Here is a 21,062-nt window from a genome sequence, read left to right on the forward strand (position 1 = left end):
CGTGAAACACTTCGACGATCTTTTTGCTGAACTCACCGCCAAAGCCGCCGAGCGTCCCGCCGGCTCCGCCACCGTGGAAGCGTTGGACAAGGGCGCCCATTTCATTGGGAAGAAGATCATCGAGGAAGCTGGCGAGGTATGGATCGCCGCCGAATACCAGTCTGATGCCGAGCTGGCTGAGGAGATGAGCCAGCTGATCTACTGGACGCAGGTGATGATGCTGGAGCGCGGCCTGACTCCAGACGACATTTACAAGTACCTCTAACGCTTTTTAAGGAACACCATGATCCGCATCGCTGTGCCCAACAAAGGGTCACTGTCCGAGCACGCCGTCCAGGTACTGAAGGAAGCAGGCTACAAAGGCCGAGGCATTACCAAAGCCTTGAACGTGGTCGATGAATCCAATGACGTGGAGTTTTTCTTTCTGCGTCCGAAGGATATCGCGATCTATGTCGCGCAAGGTCACCTTGATTTGGGGATCACTGGCCGTGATTTGGCTGCGGATTCACGTGCGTCTGTCGAGGAGGTTTTAGACCTTGGGTTTGGTGCGTCAACGTTCCGTTTTGCGGCGCCGCAGGGCGAGTCGTGGACTGTTGAGGCGTTGGAGGGCAAGCGCATTGCCACGTCGTACCCGCACCTGGTTGAGGATTACTTGGCTGAGAAGGGGATTACGCCTGGTTCAGTGATCCGCCTCGATGGGGCGGTGGAGATTTCCATCAAGCTGGGGGTGGCGGATGTGATTGCGGACGTGGTCTCGACCGGTGCGACGTTGCGTCAGCAAGGATTGGCCCCGTTTGGTGAGCCGATCATGACCAGCTGTGCCGTTGTGGTCAAGCGTGAGGGCATGCAGCTTAACGACGCCCACCGCCGCGTCCTCGGCCGCATCACCGGCATCCTGACCGCACACAACTACTTGATGATTGACTACAACGTAGCTAGGGCAGACTTGGAGCAGGCGTTGGCGTTGACACCGGGTATTACCGGACCGACGGTGTCCCCACTGCATCGTGACGATTGGGTAGCGGTTCGCGCAATGGTTGAGAAGTCTGCCGCAAACCGGGTGATGGATGAACTCTCCGCGCTTGGCGCCCAGGGTGTTCTGGCTACCGAGCTGCGGATCGCACGCCTGTAACCAGTCTTTATCGCGTGGCTATAGTGGGAGGCTATGAGCACTCGCACTGAAGAAGACCTGCTTGGTCGCCTCGACGTTCCCAACGATAAGTTCTACGGCATCCACACACTGCGTGCTGTGGACAACTTCCAGATCTCCGGCACCACCATTAATCAGTTCCCGGAGTTCATCCGCGGCATGGTTGAGGTGAAGAAGGCGACGGCGATTGCGAACCGCCGCCTGCACACCCTGCCAAAGAAAAAGTCTGAGGCAATTGTCGCTGCGTGCGACAAGATCCTCAACGAGGGCTACTGCATGGATCAGTTCCCCTCTGACGTGTTCCAGGGTGGTGCTGGCACGTCGGTGAACATGAACACTAATGAGGTCGTAGCCAACGTTGCACTGGAGCTGTTGGGCGAGCCGAAGGGCGCCTATGACGTGATCAACCCTAACGATGACGTCAATATGTCGCAGTCCACCAACGACGCATATCCAACGGGCTTCCGCCTCGGAGTGTTCTACGCTGTACAAGGATTGATGGCGGAGCTTGATGAGCTACAGAAGGCACTGCGCGCAAAGGGCGACGAGTTTGCGGACATTATCAAGATGGGCCGCACCCAGCTTCAAGACGCTGTGCCGATGACCCTTGGCCAAGAATTCACCGCTTTCGGCGCCAATCTTGCAGAGGAGCAGCGCACCATCAACAGTGCTGCGGATTCGCTTTTGGAGGTCAATCTTGGCGCCACCGCGATTGGCACCGGAATTAACACTCCGACGGGGTACCGCGACCAGGTGGTCTCCGCGCTGCGTGAGGTGACCGGGCTGGATATTCAGGCTTCCCCGGATCTTATCGAGGCCACCTCTGACACCGGCGGCTACGTCATGATGCACTCCGCGCTCAAGCGCGCTGCGATGAAACTGTCGAAAATTTGCAACGATTTGCGTCTCCTGTCGTCTGGCCCGCGTGCAGGGTTGAACGAGATCAACTTGCCGGAGCGTCAGGCGGGCTCGTCGATTATGCCGGCAAAGGTCAACCCCGTTATCCCGGAGGTTGTCAACCAGGTCTGCTTCAAGGTGTTTGGTAATGACGTCACTGTCTCCATGGCGGCGGAAGCTGGCCAGCTGCAGCTCAACGTGATGGAGCCGGTGATTGCGCAGTCGCTGTTTGAGTCGATCAACCTACTGTCTAACGCGGCGAAGACGCTGCGCGAGAAGTGTGTCGTGGGCATTACCGCAAACAAGGAGGTGTGTGAAGCCTACGTGACGCGTTCCATTGGCATCATCACCTACCTGAACCCGGTGATCGGCCACCACATGGGCGATGTCATCGGGCGCGAGGCCGCCGCAACCGGCAAGAGCGTCTACGACCTTGTGCTTGAGCACGAGCTCATGACCGAAGATGAACTGAAGAAGGTCCTGAGCAAGGAAAACCTCATGCATCCGGAGTACCGCGGCAAGCTCTACATTGACGAAGATTAGAGCCTGAAGCTGCGGTACTCTTGGGGTTCATGAGGACCGATGTTGAAATTGCTCAAGCCCACACGCTAGAACCCATTACTGATATCGCTGATCGCGCAGGTGTATCGGCCGACGCGCTGGTGCCGTACGGCCGCTACATGGCGAAGGTCGACATCACCCAGGTGCCGGACAACAATCCGGGCAAGCTTGTGCTTGTCACCGGAGTTTCACCAACCCCGGCTGGCGAGGGTAAGTCCACAACCCTGATCGGCCTGACGGATGCGCTGGCGCGGTTGGGGAAGAAGGCGATTGTGGCGCTGCGTGAGCCGTCGCTTGGTCCCGTGATGGGTATCAAGGGCGGCGCCGCCGGCGGCGGCTACTCCCAGGTGGTGCCGATGGAGAACATCAACCTGCACTTCACGGGCGATTTCCACGCCATCACGTCCGCCAACAACACGCTCGCAGCGCTTGTAGATAACCACATTCAGCAGGGCAACGAATTGGGCATTGACCCGCGCAGGATCACCTGGCAGCGCTGTCTGGATGTCAACGATCGTTCGCTGCGCAACGTAGTCACAGGTCTTGGTGGGCCGGGCAACGGCGTGCCGACGGAGACGGGATTCACCATCACCGCAGCCTCCGAAATCATGGCGATTTTGGGCTTAGCGACTGACCTGGATGACCTCAAGCGCCGCCTTGGCAACATCACAGTTGGCCTGACCTACGACAAGAAACCCGTTACCGCGAGCCAGCTCAACGCCGAAGGCGCAATGGCCGCACTTTTGAAGGAAGCGATCAACCCGAACCTGGTGCAAACACTTGGCGGCACGCCGGCTTTCATCCACGGTGGCCCGTTCGCCAACATCGCACACGGCTGCAACACGCTTATTGCTACCCGTACCGCCCAGGCGTATGCCGATATCGTGCTTACCGAAGCAGGCTTCGGATCCGACCTTGGAGCTGAGAAGTTCTTCGACATCAAGGCGCGTGCTGGTGAGTTGGATGTTGCCGGTGCCGTGATTGTGGTGACGATTAGGTCGATGAAGTACAACGCGGGCGTCGATAAGCAAAAGCTCTCCGAGGAAAACCTCGACGCTGTCGCAGCTGGCATTGTCAACCTCGAGCGCCACGTGGAAAACCTCCGCAAGTTCGGCGTGACCCCGGTAGTGGCACTCAACGACTTTGTCACCGACACCGACGCCGAGCGCGAATACGTCCGCAACTGGGCGCGCGAAAAAGGCATTGCACTCGAGATCGCTAAGGTGTGGGAAAAGGGTGGCGAAGGTGCCGAGGACCTAGCCCGCACCCTGCTGGACAACCTCACCGAGAACCAGTCGACCACGCTGTACGATCCCGCAGACGGCATTGAAAACGCCATCGAAACCATTGCACGGGAGGTCTACCGCGCTGAGAACGTCCAGTACTCCCAAGCAGCACTGAAGGACTTGCAGACGCTTAAGGAAAACGGCTGGGACACCCTGCCGGTATGCATTTCCAAGACGCAGTACTCGTTCTCCGACGATCCCTCGCAGCTCGGTGCGCCAACCGGCCACACTCTGCACGTACGCAACCTGTTGCCACGTACCGGTGCAGGCTTCATCGTCGCGTTGACTGGTGACGTCATGACCATGCCGGGCCTCCCCAAGGTGCCAGCCGCCAACAACATCAACGTCGACGGCAACGGCGTCATCTCCGGCCTGTTCTAGGTCCTAGCGGTGCCGAACAGCTGCCGCATCGCCCCAAATGGGTGATACGGGTTCGGCACCGGGTGACCGTTCGGAGATACCCACGTCGGGGTCCCGTCGATACTTTCGATGCGACCTCGCTTTTTGCGCAGCGGGTCATCATCATTGACCCGGTTGTGATAGCGGCATAGTGGCGCCAAGTTGCTCAGGTTTGTCTCACCACCTGCCTTCCAGGAGGTGATGTGGTGCAACTCGCAAGCTTCAGAACCATGGCGGCAATCCGGCACCGGACATACCGGCATGACCAGGCGCGCTAGATCCCGCTGCTTTTGGTTTGCCAGGCGCTTCGTGCGGTAGAGGTTCACAGGGCCTTCTTGAGGGTGAAAAAGCCCGACCTCAAGCTCCTTGCCGTACTGTGCGGCAAGGTATTCGGCGCCGGTGATGGTGGTACCGTCGCTAAGACCTAGGATCGTTTCGTCGCCTTGGCCAGCCAGAATCTTCACGTGCTCATCGAGTGGCACCAGAATCATTGGGCGCCGCACTGCCCGCCCCACGCCACCGCCACGCAACACGGCAAGTAATCGTTTCACCATCTGCGGCATCGCTGGCTTGGTCGGGTCAAGCCCTGAGGTACATTCGTGCTCCAAATCTGCAAGTTCGTGCTCGTCAGCGGTAAAAGTGACGGTGCGTAGCTTGTCACGGGACTTTGAAAACGTCACCCGCGGTGTCGCCTTACGCTGCGCCTGAGGGATCAATGCTTTCGCGCGTTCGGCAAGCGTCCGGTACGTGCCGCGGACGCTGAGCAGCTGGATGCGGATCTTGTCTCGCGTGCGCTTGTCTTTGATGCTGCGCAGCCGTCGCTCAAGCATGGCCAGCTGGTCCAAATTCAGTTTTGAACGTCGGGCCTTGTCTCGTGCTTTTTCTTGCTGGCGTCGCTGTTGAGTGGGGCCGAAGTAGATTTCCTGGAGCTTGGCCCACTCGTTCACTTTGGCTTTGTCGTAGCCAGCCGCGATCGCTTGGTCGCGGTCGAACCACTCAAGGATGTCAATGGTTGGTGCGTGTAAGAACTGTTCAAAAGGATTCATGGCCAGGAAGGTAGACGGCGGTCAACCCCTGGTCAATAGGTTTTTCGCCGCCTGTGGATAACTTGGTCAAACCCCCAGAAGTTATCCACAGAAACGGGTCCTTATTGAAAATTCAGCGCTTGTTATTGAAAAACTTCGGGCCATCCGGGATAGGGTGGCGGCGTACCTCCGTACTCTGGGCACAGTGATTGGAACGAACACCAGCCGCAAAGTTTGGACGTTTTCGGCTTAAACGTTCCCTCTTTTCCGTCGGCAACAATATTGGCCCATAGATCGCCAAGATCGCGTTCAAAATACTCCAGCTCCTCACGCGAAGGCTGGATCACCATAGAGTCCATCACCTTCAGGTACATCAGCTTCAGCTGCGCTGGGATGACGTTAAAGAGACGCCAGTACACCAGCGCATAGAATCGCATCTGAAACAGCGCGCTGTCTGCGAACCGTGGCGGCGGCATTTTGCCGGTCTTATAGTCCACCACCCGCACTTCGCCTGAATCAGCGATGTCGACTCGGTCGATGAATCCGCGCACCGGCACGCCGTTTGGCAGGACGGACTCCACACGCATTTCCTGTGCGTGTGGGTCGAAGCGCTCTGGGCCTTCCATGTGGAAGTAGCCTTTGAGGAGCGCGCGGGCGTCGATAAGCAGCTGCATTTCGTCCTCAACCGGCTCCGCGCACGCGGGCTCGAGCTCCTGAAGTCTCGCCCACGCTGGCCGCAGCTCTTTGACCGCGGCTGGATACGTCCGCTGGTCCCGTGGCCAGGTGAACATCTCTTCCAACACCGCGTGCACGAGGGATCCGCGCACCTGGTGGATGGTTTTCGGCTCAGGAATCTTGTCGATGGCCTTCAGCCGGTACATCAGGGGGCATTGCTGGTAGTCGCCTGCGCGCGACGGAGATAATGCGAGCGTCATCGAAGCCAACCTTAGCGCAGCGCTAGGGTGGAACCATGCGTAGCCTTGCAGAGTTCATCACCGCCAGCCCGAGTGCGTTCCACGCAGCCGACGTTGTTCGTAGCGCGTTTGTTGGTGCTGGTTTTGCCGAAGATTCAGAGATCACCCCTGGTGGCCACGTCATCGTTCAAGATGGTTCGGTGATTGCCTGGTGGGTGCCGGAGCGTGCTAACCCGCGTTTTCGCATTGTCGGGTCGCATACGGATTCCCCCGGGTTGTGGCTGAAGCCGAACCCAGAGTTTGCCGGCGAGGGTTTTCGTCAGCTGGCGGTTGAGGTGTACGGCGGGCCGGTGTTGCAGTCGTGGTTCGACCGTGAACTGGCGTTTGCAGGGCGCATCGTGCTTGACGACGCCACGTCGCACCTCATCACCACCCTTCCCATTGCCCGCGTTCCCAACTTGGCTATTCACCTCTACCGCAGCGATGCCCCAGAGATGGACCGCCAGACCCACATGCAGCCAGTGTTGTGCGTGGATACTCCGATGGTGGACATTATGGGTGAGGCCGCAGGCGTTGACCCGAAGCATATTGTTTCGCACGATCTCATCGCCGTAGATACGCAGGCTCCTGCGGCGATGGGGGACCTCCTGGCTGCAGGGCGCTTGGACAACTTGTCCAGCGTCCACGCGTCTGCGCGTGCCTTCCTGGCTGCAGTGGCTGATGCGCCGGCAGATGGGGATGTGCTTGTGTTTGCCTCGTTCAATCATGAGGAGATCGGATCGGCCACCGCGGTTGGCGCCGGTGGGCCGCTGCTGGAACGAGTCCTGGCCAAGTTAGCAGGTGATATGGGCGACCCGCTGGATGTTTACGCGGCATCGTCCGTGATTTCCGCAGACGCGGCGCATGCCGTGCACCCCAACTACCCGCAAAAGCACGATCCGACGCACCGCCCGCTGATGAATCACGGCCCTGTGCTGAAGATCAACGCGAATCAGCGCTATGCGTCGAATGCGGTGACGGAAGCGCTCTGGCACCGGGCGTGTGCTGTGGCAGAGGTCCCTGTGCAGACGTTTGTTGGCCACAATGCTGTGCCGTGCGGCTCAACGATCGGGCCGATTTCTTCTACACGCCTTGGAATCCCTACGGTAGATGTCGGCGTGCCGCTGCTCTCCATGCATTCAGCACGGGAACTGGTTGGTTTGCAAGACCAGGCCTGGTTCGAGGCGGCGCTAACTGCGTACTACAAAGGGGCATAAATGTATTCGGGCAAATTCCAGGCGGGCGATAAGGTACAGCTCACGGACGCGAAGCGTCGGCACTTCACCATTGAGCTTGTGCCCGACGGTCAGTTCCATTCGCATAAGGGCATTGTGGAGCACAACGACATCATCGGCGCTGATGAAGGCAGCGTAGTGCAGTCCACCCTCGGCGCGGACTACCTGTGCTTCCGTCACCTGTTGGTAGACCATGTGCTGTCTATGCCGCGTGGTGCTGCGGTGATTTACCCCAAGGATGCTGCGCAGATCCTGGTTGAGGGCGACATCTTCATGGGTGCACGCGTGTTGGAGGCTGGCGCAGGCTCGGGTGCCTTGACCATGTCGTTGCTTCGCGCGGTTGGCCCGGAAGGGCGCGTGTTTTCCTATGAGATCCGTGACGATCACTTGGAGTTTGCCCGCAATAACGTGGCGGAGTACTTCGGCTCTGAGCCGCAGTGGTGGACCCCGCGCTTGGGGGATTTCGGCGAGGTGACCGTTGATGATCTCGGCGGCCCGGTGGATCGCCTGATCCTGGACATGGTGGAACCGTGGCATTTCATTGACACTGTGAAAAACTTGCTGATTCCTGGTGGTGTGTTCATGACGTATGTGGCTACGGTGCCGCAGCTGATGAACATCATGGAGGCTATCCGTGAGGCGAAGTGCTTTACGGAGCCGCGCGCGTGGGAAACGCTGCTGCGTGAGTGGAAGGTTGAGGGGCTGGCAACTCGCCCGGAGCATCGCATGAACGCGCACACTGCGTTCCTGGTGTGGACTCGCCGGTTGGCTGATGGGGTGACGCCGCCGAGGCCGCAGCGTCGCGCGCGTAGGTAATCTCGTTATGCTCGAGGCATGATCACTGACGATGCTTTCGGGCCGGAACTGCGCCAATTAAAGCGCGAGAACAGGGATATCTCTGAGCGCAACACCAAGCTTGCAGAGCTGTTGAAATCGAGTCGCGACAAGCTCAACAGCCTCTACGCCCAGGTCGAGGCTTTGGGGGAGCCAGCTTCGACTTACGGCATTTACCTTGAGCCGGCGTCGCAGGATCATGAAGCTGAGATCTATACCTCAGGTCGGCAGATGCGGGTCAAGATCGCGCCGACGGTTGCGCCGGACTCGCTGAAGCCGGGCAAGCTGGTCAGGCTTGGCGACGGCACCGTGATCGTCGAAGCCTGCTCCTACGACACCACCGGGCAGCTAACTACCCTGATTGAGAAGATTGGTGGCACGCGGGCAGTGGTGGCTGACCAACAAGGCACTGAGCACTTGGTGCGTCTGACTGAACCTTTGCAATCGCAGGCCCGCGCAGGTGACACCGTGCTGGTGGACTTAAAGTCTGGGTTTGCGTTTGAGCGCGTACCGAAGACTGAGGTCAATCAGCTCTCCCTTGAGGAGGTGCCGGACGTGACGTACGCCGATATTGGTGGTCTGTCCTCGCAGATCGAGACGATCAAAGACTCTGTCGAGTTGCCGTTTGCGTATCCGGAGTTGTACCAGCAGTACCGCTTGGCGCCGCCGAAGGGGTTGTTGCTGTATGGGCCTCCGGGATGCGGTAAGACGTTGATTGCAAAGGCCGTGGCTAATTCGTTGTCGCAGCGTATTGGCGACGGCGGGCAGGCCCACTTCATTAACGTCAAAGGTCCAGAGCTTCTGAACAAGTTCGTGGGCGAGACGGAGCGTCGTATTCGGCTCATTTTTGAGCGTGCTCGTGAGCTGGCTTCTGATGGTCGTCCGGTGATCGTGTTTTTTGATGAGATGGAGTCAATTTTCCGCACCCGCGGCTCCGGGGTGAGCTCCGACATGGAAACCACAGTGGTCCCGCAGTTGTTGACGGAGATTGACGGTGTTGAAGACATCGCAAACGTCATTGTCATCGGTGCGACCAACCGCGAAGAACTCATCGACCCGGCGATTCTGCGACCTGGTCGCCTTGACATCAAAATCAGGGTGTCCCGCCCGAACCGGGATGAGGCGGCGGATATTTTTGCCCGCTACATCACTGACGACATCCCGCTTGCTTCCTCGTCCGAGGACCTCATCGATGCTGCAGTGGAGGCGATGTACGCCCCTCGCCCGTTTGTCCGCCTCACGCTTGCCGACGGCACCACGGAAACCCTTCACTACCACGACTTTGTCTCTGGCGCGATGATTGCAAACGTGGTTGACCGCGCCAAGAAGCTAGCGATCAAGGATCACATTTCCAACGCCGCCAGTGCTAAGGGTGCTGGTACTGAGGGTGCTAACCACCCTGGCACGGACCAAGTTGTCGAGGAACATGTTGTCGAGGAACATGTTGGTGTGAGCGTCGAGCACTTGCAACTTGCTGTTCGTGCAGAACAAGACGAAAGTGAGGACCTCCCGAACACGGCAAACCCGGATGAGTGGGCTCGAATTACCGGACGTCACGGTCAGCGCGTTGTTTCCGCTGAGGTGGTTTCCGGCTCGGAGTAACTGTCTGTATTCTCGAGTGTCTCCACGATGGCGTTGATTGCTCGGTTGAAGTCCTGGTCAGACAGGTGCGCGAAACTCATCGTCAGCGCAGTGTCTGCGCGGCCAGCTTCAAACCCGGAGCGCGCCAGTACGCCTGCAAAGTCGTTGCGGTGCCCGCGGGTGGGGAAGTGGGCGATGAGGTCGGCGCCGGTGCCGTCGGAAAGCTGAGCATGCGAGGCAACCTTGGCAAGGGCGGGTACAACGCGGCTTTCCAAAATGGCGCGTCGCTTCGCCAGCCTGGCGTGGGTGGCCTTGGTGTTGCGGCGGACGTAGCCGCCGCGAAGTAGCGAAGCTATCGCACGTTGCGTGACCGCGCTGACCGGCATACCCAACACCTGTCGCGTACGCCCTAGGGCCTCTGCCTGGGAGTTTGAGGCAACAACATAGCCTGCGGCGAGCTCGCGAGACAGCAACGTTGAAAATGTTCCGAGCGTAAATACATCTGCGCCGTCCCCAGCAATAGCTGCCAGGGTCGGCTGTGGGGCTGTGCGGTAGCGAAGTTCTGCGTTGAAATCATCTTCGATAATCGAGGTCGAAGTCTCAGCTGCCCAGCGCAGAAGCTGCGACCGGCGAGCAACCGGCATGGCACCACCGAGCGGATACAAGTGAGCAGGCGTAACCAGGATCGCGTCCAAGGTTGCGGGCAGGGTATCAACGCACACACCGTGACTATCCGTTGGGCACGGAACAATCTCGTGACCAGCTGCTTCGATAACGCGCTGTAGGCCGGGGTGTCCTGGACTCTCAACGCCAATGCGTAACCGCCCCGAACTGTGGGATGCAAGCGTAAGCAGAATCAGCATCAAACCTTCGCGGGAACCGCCAGTGACCACCACGTTGCCAGGATCCACCGCAAGGCTGCGCGCAACGCGCAGATGCTCCGCGATTGCGTCACGCAGCTCTACCTGACCTGCCTTATCAACCCGCCCGCCCGAGTCAGATGCAGCCTCCCGCCACGCCGCATGCCAGGCTGCTGGGCGGATTAAACCAGCTGTGCCGGGCGCTGGTTTTAGCGAGATGAGTTCCTGCTTGCGCCTATTTCCCCGCTTATTATGCGTCACCTTGCCAGTGGCTTGCTTGCGCTGCTGCGTATGCGGCGCAAGAACCAGATCCGGGTGGACGCGTGTTGGTGCTCCCTGTGAAGCAAGCAGGTAGCCTTCGCTGATTAACTGCTCATAAGCAGAGACAACCGTTCCCCTTGATACTTTCGCTTGCATGGCAAGCGCCCTGGTTGACGGCACGGTATCTCCGGGGCGAAGTGTTCCATTAGCCACGGCCGCCCGCACCGCTGCGGCGATTTGGGCGGGGAGGGGTTGGGGGTTGGCGGGGGAGACGTCGATAAGCACAATGCCCTCACTGGTACAAAGAATTCACACCTAACTGGCACTTGGAACTTACCAGTTGGGCCAGCAAGGTATGACTATGGCTGATTTTTCTGAACTGAACCAACAATTCCTCGGCGGCGTGATCATGGATGTGGTCACCCCAGAGCAGGCGAAGATCGCGGAAGACGCCGGCGCCGTCGCGGTCATGGCACTCGAGCGAGTCCCTGCAGACATCCGCGCACAGGGCGGCGTGGCACGCATGAGCGACCCCGATCTCATCGACGGCATCATCGCCGCCGTCAACATTCCCGTCATGGCCAAGGCACGCATCGGCCACGCCATGGAGGCACGAATTCTTGAGCACCTCGGGGTGGACTACATCGACGAATCCGAGGTCCTAAGCCCCGCCGATTACGTCAACCACATTGACAAGCGCAGCTTCAACGTGCCGTTTGTCTGCGGCGCAACCAACCTCGGGGAAGCGCTGCGTCGCATTAACGAAGGCGCTGCCATGATCCGTTCCAAGGGCGAAGCCGGCACCGGTGATGTGTCCGAGGCCGTCAAGCACATTCGCATAATCAAGGGCGAGATCAGCGCGTTGACCGCCATGTGGCGCAACAATCGCGACGAACTCTACGTTGCTGCAAAGGAACTGCAGGCACCGTACGGGCTCGTTGCCAAGACGGCGGAGGACGGTAAGTTGCCCGTCCCGCTCCTGGTTGCCGGTGGCGTATCCACTCCGGCGGATGCCGCGTTCATGATGGAGCTCGGCGCTGATGGCGTTTTCGTAGGGTCCGGCATTTTCAAGTCCGGCAACCCAGAGGCGCGCGCAAAGGCCGTAGTCAAGGCCACACGCAACTGGCAGGACATCGCGACGGTTACCGAGGTCTCCCGCGGCCTGGGCGAGGCCATGGTCGGCATCAACGTCTCCGACCTGCCGGCACCGCACCGTCTAGCTGAACGTGGCTGGTAAGCCGCACCACGGTCAGTGAACCACGTTCACCCTCTCACCAGGTGCACGTTGAGTTTTCACCACCAGCTTGCGTGATGTAATGCAGGACACACTAGGGGTGAATGGTGAGTTGGCATACCGATTCTGGCGGTAGTCAACAGTGCGGTGACTTACAGTCTCGGCAAGTCAACAGCCGCCTCACCAAGGAGTACGAATGGTTATTTCGTTTCTGGGTGTCCTGCTCTCGCTAGTCATCCTGGTTGTCCTCGCATACCGCGGCCACTCGGTTGTAGTCGTCGCTCCCTTTGCCTCGCTTGTCGCACTGCTCTTCGCAGGTCAACCCATCATGGGCACCTACACACAGATCTTCATGCCGGCGCTTGGTGGTTTTGTAACCAAATATTTCCCGCTGTTTATGTTCGGGGCAATATTTGGCTACCTCATGACCTCCACAGGCCTAGCTCGATACCTCGCACGCGGCATCACCGCACTCTTCGGGCCTAAACGCGCCATGCTGTCCACCGTGGTCGCCACCTCACTGCTTGCTTACGGCGGCGTCTCAGCTTGGGTGGTGGCGTTTACCATCGTGCCAATTGCGACCGCGCTGTTCCGGGAAGCAAACGTTCCGAAACGACTCATGCCAGCGGCAATCGCATTTGGAACCATCACCTACGCACTAGCCGGCCTGCCGGGTTCCCCGCAGATCCACAATGCAATCCCTACAAGCTACTTCGGAACAAACGTCTACGCGGCTCCGGTTTTTGGCCTCATCGCGTCACTAATCATGTTCGTGGCTGGCACGGTGTGGCTGGAATTCCGCATCAAACAGCTCAATCGCACGGGCGAAGGCTATGACCCAATTGATAAGAACGGCAATGTCGTCGAAACGCCGGCCGGTATCGGGGAAAACACCGACGGGAAGGTTGAAATCGGTGGCGAGTCCTTCGAGGGCCAATCCGGGGGCCGAATCGGCACGCGAGCCAAGTCCGATACGGAACCGTCCGTCGCTGTTCAAGGCCTGATGGGCCTGCTGCCCATCCTGGTTGTCGTTGCTACCAACTTTGTCATGGTCTACGGGGTAGCAGGAATGCTGGATACGGATTACCTTGCCGAGGATAAGTACGGCAAGACCAGCATCGATGCACTGTTGGGAATTTGGTCTCCAACCATCGCTTTGGCCTTGGCAGTAGTCGTGATCGTTGCCATGTTCCCGGCCCGGGTCAAAGAGAGCCTCAGTGAGCTTTCCGACGGTGCGAAGAACGCGATCTTGCCCTGCCTTACCACAGCGTCAGAGGTTGGCTACGGCGCAGTTATCGCTTCACTCGTGGTGTTTAACGTGGTGAAAGAGAATATGCTCAATATTTCGGACAACGCTTTGTTGGTCTCCACGGTCTCTACCGCTGCGATTTCTGGTATCACTGGCTCCTCGTCTGGTGGTTTGTCCATCACCATGGAGACACTCGGCAGCCAACTTGCGCAAATGGCAACAGAACAAGGCATTTCTATGGAACTGATGCACCGGATCACTGCAATGGCATCCGTTTCCTTCGATTCGCTGCCGCACAACGGTTCAGTGCTGACCATGCTGATTGTTTGCGGTATGACACACAAACTGTCATACAAGGACATCGCGGTAGTCACTATCGTCATTCCGCTTACTACGTTGCTCATCATGGTCGGCGGTTGGACGCTTCTGGGCCTCTAATCTCCATCCGCACCATTTGAGGTAGACCGATACTCGTTCGGCCTACCTCGTTTTCCCCTTTTTGCCGTGGGTAATCGATTACTATTGCTCGGAGCAAGGAGGCCAAGAAATATGGTTGAATCCGCCAGGGATCGCATTCTGGTCGAGGCGCGGAGGCTATTTAGCCAGAACACGTACGCGAACGTTTCATTGAAGGACGTTGCTACAACAGCTGGTGTGTCAGTCGCGTTGGTGGTCAAGCATTTCGGCAGTAAGCCAGGATTGTTCGCTGCGACTGTGGACTTCCAGGACTCTTCCCTGAGGCTCTTCGCTGGCCCATTTGAAAGGCTTGGGGAGACCTCTATTATCGAGACCCTATCGGCCCCCGTGCATGCGCCGTATTCCATCGCACGCACTATCTCGGTGGCCAGTGGTGAGGACGAAAGCTTGACGGCTATCGGCTCGCGGGTGCGAAGTGACCTGATCGAGGTTTTGGCCGATCGTATACGCACAGAAGCGCCCCACCCGCATCCGGCACCTGAACTGCGCGCGCAGTCCGCGATGGCGTTGCTGGTGGGGCTTTCGTTGATGCGTCGATTAGGCAATGCTGGTGTTGAGGCGCATTCGACGCAATCGTTGGTTGATCATTACGCGCCGATCGTGCAGAAGATTATCAACGGCGCGTCACTGTCGGATTAGGCCTTCCTGCCTTCAACTGCCTTAATAATTGCGGAGAAGTCCAGCCCTCCGTGGCCTTCATCAACAAAATCCGTGAACTGCTCAGTAGCAATACGGCCTAACACGGTGTCCGTGCCGGTTTGATCCGCTGCAGCCATAGCAAGTTTGAGGTCTTTCAACATCAGTGCAGCCGCAAAACCCGGCTTAAAGTCGTTGTTTGCTGGCGATGTCGGGACAATATCGGGAACCGGCGCGTTGACAGACAAGGACCAGGAGTTGCCGGTTGCGTTCGACACCACGTCGAAAAATGCCTGCGGCGACAGTCCCAAGCGCTGGCCCAGTACAAGCGCTTCAGCGACTGCGATCTGCTGGATGGCGAGGATCATGTTGTTGCACGCCTTCACAGCCTGACCGGTGCTGGTGTCACCGGTGTGCGTAACTGATTTGCCGATGTGGTGCAGGATCGGCTTGACCTCGTTGAACAGGTCTTCTGGCCCGCCGACCATCAGTGCAAGGGTGCCCGCCTGGGCGCCAGTTATGCCACCGGAAACTGGTGCGTCCAAGAAACGGGAGCCAGCCTTAGCAATAAGGTCGGCCACTTCCTGCGCCTCTGCGACCGCGATGGTAGATAGGTCGATGTAAATCTTCGGTGTCGGATCAGCTTCCAGAAGGGATACGATGACCTTCTTCACCAGACCTCCGTTGGGCAGGCTGGTGAAAACCAGTTCGGCGCCTTTGGCGGCCTCTTCAGCGGTCTCAAAAACCTCGATGCCTAGCTCTTTCGCACGCGCACGAGCCTCATCGACAACATCGAACCCGCGGACAATTTCACCATGTTTGGCCAGGTTGGCAGCCATCGGCACACCCATGTTGCCTAAACCAATAAACGCGATTGTGCTCATTGCTTTATTCCTTTTCGTTGAGTGGGGTGGACTAGTTCATCAGCGGCATGGTGAACTGTGGGCCAGCGTCTTCAGCCTGGGGCCATGCCTGAGTAACGGTCTTGGTTTTGGTGTAGAAGCGGAAGGAGTCTGGTCCGTGCTGGTTTAGATCGCCGAAGCCGGACGCCTTCCAGCCGCCGAAGGTGTGGTAGGCGATTGGCACCGGAATCGGAACGTTGATGCCAACCATGCCTACCTGGACATTGCGGGCGAACTCGCGGGCTGCTCCACCGTTTTGGGTGAAGATTGCCACACCGTTTCCGTACTCGTGGTTGGTAGCCAGTGCGGTAGCTTCCTCAAGTGTGTTCGCGCGAACCATGGCCAGGACCGGGCCGAAAATTTCGACAGTGTAGAGGTCCATGTCGGTCGTGACGTTATCGAAAAACGTCGGGCCAGCGTAGAAGCCTTCGGCTAAGGATTCGCCGTCGAAGGTCTTGTCGGTGAAGGTCCACTCGCGGCCGTCGACAAGCAAAGTAGCTCCGGCCTCGACTCCCTCGGACACGATGCGATTGACTCGATCCAGTGAATCCTGAGTTACCAGGGGGCCGTAGTCAGATTCCGGATCCAAGGAGTGGCCAACCTTCAGCGCGCGTGCCTTCTCAGCGATAGAGGCGGCGAGCTTGTCGGCAGTCTCCTGGCCAACCGGGACGACAACCGGCAGGGCCATGCAGCGCTCACCAGCAGAGCCGAACGCGGCGCCGACGATCGCGGAGGCTGTTGCTTCAATGTCTGCATCCGGCAGGACAATCGCGTGGTTTTTTGCGCCACCGAAGCACTGTGCGCGCTTGTTGGTTTCTGCTGCGCGGGTGTAAATGTACTGTGCGATTGGGGTAGAACCCACGAAGCCGACAGCCTGGATGATGTCGGAATCCAGGATGGCGTCTACAGCTTCTTTACCACCGTGGATTACCTGCAGTACGCCCTGCGGGCCGCCAGCCTCAACAAAGAGCTCTGCCAGGCGAACTGGGACGGAGGGGTCGCGCTCGGAAGGCTTGAGCACCATCGCGTTTCCTGCCGCCAACGCAGGACCGGCCTTCCAAAGAGGAATCATGGCTGGGAAGTTGAAGGGGGTGATACCTGCGACAACACCAAGCGGTTGGCGCATGGAGTAGGTGTCAATACCAGTGCCAACTTGCGTGGAATATTCGCCCTTGAGCAGGTGCGGGGCGCCGAGTGCAAACTCCACCACGTCGAGGCCACGTTGGATGTCGCCCTTGGCGTCGGGGAAGGTCTTGCCGTGCTCGAGCGCGAGAGTGCGGGCCAGCTCATCCATGTTTTCGGTGATCAGTTGCAGCCAGCGGTTGAGGACGCGGATGCGCTTTTGCGGGTTGGTGTTGCCCCATGCGGGTTGGGCCTTGGCAGCCTCTGCGATTGCGTGGTCTACGTCGCCCTTGTTTGCCAAGACGACTTGTGCTTGGACCTTGCCGGTGGACGGGCAGAATACGTCTTGGGTTTGGCCTGATGTGCCTTCGTATGAGGTGCCGTTGACGTAGTGGTGGATGGTACGCATGTATTCCTCCCTGCAGATCGATATGTACGGTATGGCCGTTGATCGTACAGTGACGCCGCTCACTTCTTCGGCAATTGTGTTGCACAGGACAACATTTACCCCCGTGAAATTCGGAGATGCACATAGTTTTCGGTCGCTCGAACTGGCCTGATCCTCGGACATGGTCAAAGTGGTGACGGGGTGAACGGCATACACTTCTGTCCTGATTCCCGCTTTCACGGCGCCGAAAACGAATACGGTGGGAGCATGTTGCACGTCCAGCCACAACATTGGGAAGCCGACGTCATTTTGAACGACGGGTCCATCGCCACCATTCGTGCGATTGATAATGGTGACAAAGAGGCTATCTATCAGTTCTACGACCGTGTCTCCGATAAGTCGAAGTTTCTGCGTTTCTTTGGCACTCATCCAACGCTGTCCGATAGTGACATGCAGCGTTGGTTAGATATTGAGGGGTATGAACGCGTCACCTTGGTGTTGGAGGAGCGCGGCGACATTGTTGCTGTCGCCGGGTACGCGATTGTGCAGCAGTTTCTCCCGGCACGTGTGGGTGATGTTTCGTTTTTGGTGCAGGATTCGCATCAGGGCAAAGGTGTCGGCCCGATCATGTTGGAGCATTTGGCGCAGATCGGCCGAGAGGGCAACGTCAGCCGCTTTTTCGCTGAAATGTTGATGCAGAACCGCACCATGACTCAGGTGTTTATTTCTGCTGGATACCAGGTCAAGCCTGAGTTGGAGGACGGCATGATCACGGTGGATTTTGAGATCTCGCCGAATAAGGTTTCGCGGGAGGTGATGGAGCGTCGTGAAACACGAGCTGAGGCTAACTCTTTGCGACGCCTCCTCACCCCTCAGCGTGTCGCAGTAGTGGGGGTGCACGATCGGGTTGCGTCTCATGTCACGGATTTCGCAGGTGAGGTAATCGCTTTTGATGATATTGCCGCTCTCAGTGCTGTCGCGGAGCCTATTGATTTGGTTGTGGCAGTGCACGACCCGCATGAGCTCAATAGTTTGATGCAGTGTGCGGCGGATGTGGGTGCGCATGGGGTGGTGTTGACTACGCCGAGTGACTATCCGCCGCTAAATAGCAACGAAACGCGTGCTGTGGTGATGGCAGCTCGTGACGTTGGCTTGCGTGTGTTGGGCCCTACGTCTCTCGGGTTAATTAATACGGATCCGGAGGTGCGGTTGAACACTACGCCGGTACCGGTTCCGCGGTCGGGGTCTGTTGGACTATTCACGCAGTCTTCGGGTGTGGCCATGGTGATGCTGTCGCATGCGGTTTCGCGGGGCACTGGCTTGAGTGTCTTTTTGGCTTCGGGTTCGTTTGCTGATGTTACTGGTAATGACGTCATGCAGTTTTGGTCTGATGATGAGCGGACCCATATTTGTATGTTGTCGTTGGATTCCGGCGGTAACCCTCGTAAGTTTTTCCGCATTGTGCGCCGGCTGGCGCTTGAGAAGTATGTGATCGTGTTTCTGCCGTCGAGGGCGTTGCGCTCGGCGATTCCGGGTAATGAGACGGGGTTGGCACCGGCATCGTCGGAGACGATTGATGCGGTTATCCGACAGTCAGGTGCGATGGTTGTGAATCGTCGTGACGCCATGTTTGATATCGCGCAGATTCTGGCGCGCCAGCCACTTCCGCGTGGGCGTCGTGTGGCGGTGGTTTCGAATTCTTCGGGGCTTGCGTTGCAGATGGCTGCGTCGGCGCAGCGTTTTGGGTTGCGCCCAGTGGTGAAGCGGCCGGTTGGCACCGGGGTGCAGGGGATGATTTCGCAGGTTGAGCTCTTGCTTGACGACGCCAACGTGGACATCATCGTCTGCGCCGTCGTCGAAATCGACGAACCTGCCGCGGAGGAAAGTTATGCCCACCTTGCAGCCCTTGCTGCTAAAGGTAAGCCGCGGCCACTGATTGCATCGTTTATTGGCATCGGGTTGCCGAATTATGGGGTTGGCTTGGGCGAAGAGCAGCAGGGGCAACTGCCAGTGTTTGACAATTATGCGGATGCCATGGAAGCGCTCGGCGTGATTTTGGACAATCAGCGTCGCCGCGCTGCTATCCGTCCAAGCCCTGATGATCTGGTGGGTAGTGGTGATGAGGATGTGGCGCGTGGGGTCGTCGACAAGCTTCTTGCCCAAAATCCGGAAGGGCGGTGGGCAAGCGACACTGAAACTGCAGAGATTTTGGCGGCGTATGGCATTGACCTTGTGCCTTGGACGGACACCCCAACCTTTGCTGAAGCCCTACAGGCTTCGGAGAAATACGGGTGGGATGTGGTGCTAAAAGCAACGAGCCCCTTGGTACGCGGGCGTTCCGAGCTACCTACCGTGATCCGACAGATCAACACTGAAGACGAGCTTGCCCACGCCTGGAAAACCCTAGAGAAGTTGGCCGAGGAGCTCCATTTGGGCTCGGATGCTGGAGTGTTGCAGCCTGCTGTGCAACGCCAAGTGGCTTCGGGTGCTTCGCTGAAAATACGCGCTGTAGAGGACCCGGTGCTGGGGCCGCTGGTCGGCGTCGGTGTTTCCGGGATCTCTTCGGAGCTGCTCAAGGATGTCGCGTGGCGTATCCCGCCACTTCGCCGCCATGATGTGGTGGACATGCTCAGTGATCTGAAGGCCGCCCCGTTGCTGACAGGTCAGACGGGGATGAAACCGATTGATATCCGCGGCCTTGAGTCGGTGCTTCTGCAGCTTTCCAAGCTGAAGGACGATATTGCCGCGGTTGTTGAGGTGGAGTTGATCCCTGTCATCGTAGGTATCGATGCGGTGCATGTGGTTGGTGCACGACTGCGTGTGGCGCCGCTTGGGCAAGAGCGTGAACCATTGGCGAGGGCACTGCAATGAGCCAGCCGTTGAGCATGAAACCACTGCTGATTAATGCCGAGGAGATGCGCCGCTACTCGCTCGGGCCGGGGCACCCGATGGGACCGGATCGGGTGAAACTTGCGCTAAACGTGGCCGAGTATTTTCACATGCTCGACCTTTTCGACATTTACAGCCCCCAGCCCCTCAGCACCGCATTGTTGCAGTTAGTGCATACGCGGGAATATATCGAAGCGACTCGTGCGGAGGTGGCTGCGAAACGCTTCGGGCTTGGCACCGATGACAACCCGATCAGTCACGGACTTTCCACCGTTGCTTCCTGCATTGCGGCGGGCACTGTTGAAGCGGCACGCGCTGTTTGGCAAGGCGAAACTAGGCGTGCAGTGAACCTGGCAGGTGGGTTACACCATGCCGCGGCGGATCGCATGGAAGGCTTTTGCATGTATAACGATGCAGCGATTGCTATCCGCTGGCTGTTAGAGCAGGGTGCGACGCGTATTGCTTACATTGATCTGGACGCACACCACGGTGATGGCGTGGAGAAGATTTTCTGGGACGACCCGAGAGTGCTCACGATCTCGGTGCATGAGTCGGGTATTTATCTGTATCCGCATACAGGCTATGCGCACGAGATTGGGGGCCAGGGGGCACAGGGCACTGCTGTGAACCTTGCGCTGAGCAAGAATGCTGATGATAGTGAGTGGCTGCAGGGGATTCATTCGCTGATTCCTGCGCTGTTGAAGCAGTTCCGGCCGGAGTTGCTGGTTACGCAGCACGGCGCGGATCCGCACCGAGCTGATCCGTTGGCTGACCTTGAGGTGAGTATTGACGCCATGGCTCACGCATATCGTTCTTTGGCAGTGTGGGCTGATCAGTATGCGGGCGGTAAGTGGGTTGCGCTGGGCGGGGGAGGCTACACACTCGATTCGGTCGCGCGTGCTTGGACGCAGCTTCTTGCGGCTGTGGCGGGAGTTGAGCTTGAGGCGTCAGCCTCCATGCCCAATGGGTGGGACGGGAGCCTCACGCTTGGCGACGCCGGCGTTACCACCCAATTCGCCGAATACGACCCCAAGCGTGTTCTTACCTCCCGTCCCAGTACGTCACTGATTCAGACAAGCCGTGCAGTGTTCCCGTACTGGGGGATCCAACCCTACGGCTGATC

At 58.4% G+C, this 21,062-nt stretch carries 17 protein-coding genes; 12 read left to right on the forward strand and 5 right to left on the reverse strand.

Annotation, left to right across the window (positions count from 1 at the left end; all coding sequences use genetic code 11):
• The first annotated feature begins 1 nt into the window (after window position 1).
• Genes AK829_RS03415 through AK829_RS03430 form a run of 4 tightly spaced genes read left to right on the forward strand, consistent with a single transcriptional unit; the run spans window position 2 to window position 4,275 of the window.
• Window positions 2-265: a phosphoribosyl-ATP diphosphatase gene (locus AK829_RS03415; RefSeq protein ID WP_052204275.1), complete on the forward strand. Its 264-nt coding sequence runs from the start codon at window positions 2-4 to the stop codon at window positions 263-265.
• An 18-nt stretch (window positions 266-283) separates the two neighbouring features.
• Entirely contained in the window at window positions 284-1,132 is an 849-nt protein-coding gene (gene hisG, locus AK829_RS03420) for an ATP phosphoribosyltransferase (protein ID WP_052204276.1), read from the forward strand.
• Window positions 1,133-1,165: 33 nt separating this feature from the next.
• Window positions 1,166-2,590, forward strand: coding sequence for an aspartate ammonia-lyase (gene aspA / locus AK829_RS03425; RefSeq protein ID WP_052204279.1), 1,425 nt, complete (start codon window positions 1,166-1,168; stop codon window positions 2,588-2,590).
• Between the two features lie 29 nt (window positions 2,591-2,619).
• Window positions 2,620-4,275, forward strand: a complete 1,656-nt coding sequence (locus AK829_RS03430; protein ID WP_052204282.1) for a formate--tetrahydrofolate ligase — start codon at window positions 2,620-2,622, stop codon at window positions 4,273-4,275.
• Here the strand turns inward: AK829_RS03430 and AK829_RS03435 are convergent.
• Window positions 4,272-5,339, reverse strand: coding sequence for an HNH endonuclease signature motif containing protein (locus AK829_RS03435; protein WP_052204283.1), 1,068 nt, complete (start codon window positions 5,337-5,339; stop codon window positions 4,272-4,274). The two genes, AK829_RS03430 and AK829_RS03435, sit on opposite strands and share 4 nt — an antisense overlap.
• Window positions 5,340-5,461: 122 nt before the next feature.
• A complete protein-coding gene (locus tag AK829_RS03440) occupies window positions 5,462-6,253 on the reverse strand; it encodes a RecB family exonuclease (RefSeq protein WP_052204285.1) in 792 nt (263 codons plus the stop codon).
• A 35-nt stretch (window positions 6,254-6,288) separates the two neighbouring features.
• Between AK829_RS03440 and AK829_RS03445 the strand changes: the two genes are divergently transcribed.
• The 3 genes from AK829_RS03445 to arc are packed head-to-tail and all read left to right on the forward strand — an operon-like array spanning window position 6,289 to window position 9,942.
• Entirely contained in the window at window positions 6,289-7,488 is a 1,200-nt protein-coding gene (locus AK829_RS03445; protein WP_052204286.1) for a M18 family aminopeptidase, read from the forward strand.
• Window positions 7,489-8,322: a tRNA (adenine-N1)-methyltransferase gene (locus AK829_RS03450; RefSeq protein WP_052204288.1), complete on the forward strand. Its 834-nt coding sequence runs from the start codon at window positions 7,489-7,491 to the stop codon at window positions 8,320-8,322.
• Window positions 8,323-8,340: 18 nt separating this feature from the next.
• On the forward strand, window positions 8,341-9,942 hold the full coding sequence (arc, locus tag AK829_RS03455; protein WP_052204290.1) for a proteasome ATPase: 1,602 nt from the start codon (window positions 8,341-8,343) through the stop codon (window positions 9,940-9,942).
• On the opposite strand, the gene pdxR is transcribed toward arc, so the two are convergent.
• Complete coding sequence (gene pdxR / locus AK829_RS03460; RefSeq protein WP_052204291.1) at window positions 9,900-11,327, reverse strand: MocR-like pyridoxine biosynthesis transcription factor PdxR; 1,428 nt, start codon at window positions 11,325-11,327, stop codon at window positions 9,900-9,902. The genes arc and pdxR overlap by 43 nt on opposite strands.
• Before the next feature lie 76 nt (window positions 11,328-11,403).
• On the opposite strand from pdxR, the gene pdxS reads away from it, so the two are divergent.
• The 3 genes from pdxS to AK829_RS03475 all read left to right on the forward strand — a co-directional run bounded on the left by pdxS (window position 11,404) and on the right by AK829_RS03475 (window position 14,641).
• On the forward strand, window positions 11,404-12,279 hold the full coding sequence (gene pdxS, locus AK829_RS03465) for a pyridoxal 5'-phosphate synthase lyase subunit PdxS (RefSeq protein WP_083439732.1): 876 nt from the start codon (window positions 11,404-11,406) through the stop codon (window positions 12,277-12,279).
• A gap of 193 nt (window positions 12,280-12,472) precedes the next feature.
• Window positions 12,473-13,963 (forward strand): GntP family permease, encoded by a 1,491-nt coding sequence (locus AK829_RS03470; protein ID WP_052204295.1) that lies wholly within the window; start codon window positions 12,473-12,475, stop codon window positions 13,961-13,963.
• Window positions 13,964-14,074: 111 nt separating this feature from the next.
• Window positions 14,075-14,641, forward strand: coding sequence for a TetR/AcrR family transcriptional regulator (locus AK829_RS03475; protein ID WP_052204297.1), 567 nt, complete (start codon window positions 14,075-14,077; stop codon window positions 14,639-14,641).
• Here the strand turns inward: AK829_RS03475 and mmsB are convergent.
• Complete coding sequence (mmsB, locus tag AK829_RS03480; protein WP_052204299.1) at window positions 14,638-15,522, reverse strand: 3-hydroxyisobutyrate dehydrogenase; 885 nt, start codon at window positions 15,520-15,522, stop codon at window positions 14,638-14,640. The genes AK829_RS03475 and mmsB overlap by 4 nt on opposite strands.
• Before the next feature lie 31 nt (window positions 15,523-15,553).
• Window positions 15,554-17,071 (reverse strand): CoA-acylating methylmalonate-semialdehyde dehydrogenase, encoded by a 1,518-nt coding sequence (locus tag AK829_RS03485; RefSeq protein WP_052204301.1) that lies wholly within the window; start codon window positions 17,069-17,071, stop codon window positions 15,554-15,556.
• 246 nt (window positions 17,072-17,317) lie between these two features.
• Between AK829_RS03485 and AK829_RS03490 the strand changes: the two genes are divergently transcribed.
• Window positions 17,318-19,921, forward strand: coding sequence for a GNAT family N-acetyltransferase (locus AK829_RS03490; RefSeq protein WP_052204303.1), 2,604 nt, complete (start codon window positions 17,318-17,320; stop codon window positions 19,919-19,921).
• A gap of 14 nt (window positions 19,922-19,935) precedes the next feature.
• Window positions 19,936-21,060, forward strand: coding sequence for an acetoin utilization protein AcuC (locus tag AK829_RS03495; protein WP_232305804.1), 1,125 nt, complete (start codon window positions 19,936-19,938; stop codon window positions 21,058-21,060).
• Window positions 21,061-21,062: the final 2 nt, after the last annotated feature.

Origin of the sequence: Corynebacterium riegelii, assembly GCF_001263755.1 — a bacterium.
Classification (GTDB): Bacteria; Actinomycetota; Actinomycetes; order Mycobacteriales; family Mycobacteriaceae; genus Corynebacterium; species Corynebacterium riegelii.

Bases quoted from the DNA above. Each gene is read 5' to 3' on its own strand.
- hisG (WP_052204276.1), top strand. From the start codon at position 284: ATGATCCGCATCGCTGTGCCCAACAAAGGGTCACTGTCCGAGCACGCC.
- aspA (WP_052204279.1), top strand. From the start codon at position 1,166: ATGAGCACTCGCACTGAAGAAGACCTGCTTGGTCGCCTCGACGTTCCC.
- AK829_RS03430 (WP_052204282.1), top strand. From the start codon at position 2,620: ATGAGGACCGATGTTGAAATTGCTCAAGCCCACACGCTAGAACCCATT.
- AK829_RS03435 (WP_052204283.1), bottom strand. From the start codon at position 5,339: ATGAATCCTTTTGAACAGTTCTTACACGCACCAACCATTGACATCCTT.
- AK829_RS03440 (WP_052204285.1), bottom strand. From the start codon at position 6,253: ATGACGCTCGCATTATCTCCGTCGCGCGCAGGCGACTACCAGCAATGC.
- AK829_RS03445 (WP_052204286.1), top strand. From the start codon at position 6,289: ATGCGTAGCCTTGCAGAGTTCATCACCGCCAGCCCGAGTGCGTTCCAC.
- AK829_RS03450 (WP_052204288.1), top strand. From the start codon at position 7,489: ATGTATTCGGGCAAATTCCAGGCGGGCGATAAGGTACAGCTCACGGAC.
- arc (WP_052204290.1), top strand. From the start codon at position 8,341: ATGATCACTGACGATGCTTTCGGGCCGGAACTGCGCCAATTAAAGCGC.
- pdxS (WP_083439732.1), top strand. From the start codon at position 11,404: ATGGCTGATTTTTCTGAACTGAACCAACAATTCCTCGGCGGCGTGATC.
- AK829_RS03470 (WP_052204295.1), top strand. From the start codon at position 12,473: ATGGTTATTTCGTTTCTGGGTGTCCTGCTCTCGCTAGTCATCCTGGTT.
- AK829_RS03475 (WP_052204297.1), top strand. From the start codon at position 14,075: ATGGTTGAATCCGCCAGGGATCGCATTCTGGTCGAGGCGCGGAGGCTA.
- mmsB (WP_052204299.1), bottom strand. From the start codon at position 15,522: ATGAGCACAATCGCGTTTATTGGTTTAGGCAACATGGGTGTGCCGATG.
- AK829_RS03485 (WP_052204301.1), bottom strand. From the start codon at position 17,071: ATGCGTACCATCCACCACTACGTCAACGGCACCTCATACGAAGGCACA.
- AK829_RS03490 (WP_052204303.1), top strand. From the start codon at position 17,318: ATGTTGCACGTCCAGCCACAACATTGGGAAGCCGACGTCATTTTGAAC.
- AK829_RS03495 (WP_232305804.1), top strand. From the start codon at position 19,936: ATGAAACCACTGCTGATTAATGCCGAGGAGATGCGCCGCTACTCGCTC.